Source organism: Frankia sp. AgKG'84/4 (assembly GCF_023242965.2).
GTDB lineage: Bacteria > Actinomycetota > Actinomycetes > Frankiales > Frankiaceae > Frankia.
In genome coordinates, this window is record NZ_JALKFU020001070.1 from 1 (window position 1) to 1514 (window position 1514).

Here is a 1514-nt window from a genome sequence, read left to right on the forward strand (position 1 = left end):
CGCCTCGCCACCCGCCCGGACCTGCTGGCCGACGCCTTGGCCGAGCTGCGCCCGCACACGCTGATCGTGGGCGCGAACGCCGTGCCCGCCGACGCCCTCGCCCGCTGGGCGGCGGCGGTGCGCGCCACCGGTGACGACCGGACCTTGGTCCTCATCCGCCGCGGCACCTCACTGGCCGCCGTCGACCTGGCCGCCGCCGCCCACCTCGGCGTCACGGTGCGCAACACACCGGAGGTCAACGCACGCCACGTCGCCCAATTCATGATCGACTGTCTGTTCGCGTCGACGCCGGAGGGTACCGGGCCCGGCGGTACCGGGCCGGGAGTGCTCGGGCTGGTCGGCGCCGGTGACATCAACAGCCGGGTGGCGCGGGCCGCCAGCGCCCGCGGCTGGCGGCTGGTCGTCTGTTCCCCCTCCCTGGCCACCGACCCGGCGGCGCTGTCCGCCTGGACCCGGCGCCACCAGCTTCCCGCGGACGACGTTCGCGCCGCGAGAACCGTGGCGCAGGTCCTCGGCGCCGCCGACGCGCTCGCCCTCGCCGTCCCCCTCGTCCACACCGGTCCGTGGGCGAGCACCGGCCTGATCGACGCGGGCCCGCTGGAGCTGTTCCGCGGTGACCGGCTCGTCAGCGTCAGCGAGCCCGAGGTGTTCACCGCCCGCGCCGTGCTCGACGCCTACGACCGCGACGGCCTCACCGTCGTGCTGGACAACGCCCCCCGGCTGCTCGCACCTGTGCGGGACCTGCTCGCCGGCCGGATCGCCCGCGATGGCGGCGAGCTCCGCCACGGCTTCACCCTGTGCTCCGCGGCGATGCGCACGCCCGCCTGCGACGAAGACCTCGACCAGGCGGTGCTCACCGTCGCCGGCAGCGCCGACCTCGACGAGATCCCCGGCACCGGCCTGCTCGCGCCACCCCTCTCGCTCCGGGCGACCACGACCACGACCACGACCACGACGGCGACCACGACGGCGACCACGACGGCGACGGCGACGGCGACGGCAGCAACCAGGGCGGGCACATCGACCGCGGCCGCCTCGGCGTCCGGCCGCCATGGAGTGGTGATCGTCGGCGGCGGCATCGTCGGCCTCGTGACGGCACTGGTGCTACGTCTGCGCGGCCGCCACCGGATCCTGATCGTCGATGCGGCCCCGGCGGACCGCGCGGACACCGACCGGCAGGGCACGACGTTCGGCGGCGCCAACGCGCGCCACCTGTCCGCGACCGAGTCCCTGCCACCGGCCGTCGCGCAACGGGCCGACATCCTCACCCGTTCGCCGGCCCGGGGTGGCTGGCAGCTGCGCGCACCCGACTCCCTCGACCCGGCCGAGACCGCCTGGGCACAGGCGTTCGCGTGCCGCGCGGACCAGCCGGGCCTGCACGCCGGTGCCCAGGAACTGGCCATCGCCCTGAACCGGCTCGGGCTGCGCGGCTGGGCGCACCTGTTCGAGGACGTCGGCGCGGAAAGCTGGCTGGGCGGGCTGCGCCGGGACGCCCGGCTGGCGCGGGTCTACCT

Annotated in this window: 1 protein-coding gene; it reads left to right on the forward strand. The window is 76.2% G+C overall.

The window, feature by feature from the left end; translation table 11 throughout:
• A partial coding sequence (locus MXD58_RS27350) for a Rossmann-fold NAD(P)-binding domain-containing protein (protein ID WP_250610895.1) occupies positions 1 to 1514 on the forward strand: 1514 nt, incomplete at both ends.